Source organism: Pseudomonas sp. SIMBA_068 (assembly GCF_046534705.1).
In the GTDB taxonomy this organism is placed as follows: domain Bacteria; phylum Pseudomonadota; class Gammaproteobacteria; order Pseudomonadales; family Pseudomonadaceae; genus Aquipseudomonas; species Aquipseudomonas putida.
Window position 1 is genome coordinate 1 of sequence record NZ_JAWRYI010000384.1, and the last position, 278, is coordinate 278.

Genomic DNA, 278 nt, shown 5'->3' on the forward strand with positions numbered 1-278 from the left:
GTAGAAGCGGGTAATGCCTGCTGTTGCGCGCCGCTGATCGGCGGGCCTTTCCAATCGAAGAAAGTGGCGCCTTGCCAGGCCAGCACCAGCCCCCGGGCCTGGCTGGTGTCTAGGCTGATCCAGCACGCCGCTGCGGCCGCCATGAACGCCTCGATCGGCTCCTCATTGGTTTGCGCACGGTACGGGGAGCCCAGCAGCCAGCGCGCCACATTCAGGTGGTAGGTCCAATCCAGTGGCGGCTGCTTGCGATAGGCCCAGGTCATGAAGCTGCGGAACAG

1 pseudogene is annotated in these 278 nt (G+C 65.1%); it reads right to left on the reverse strand.

From position 1 onward, the window contains the following. Window positions 1-278 (reverse strand): annotated as a pseudogene (locus tag SB756_RS29635) (putative natural product biosynthesis protein); the annotation flags it as partial.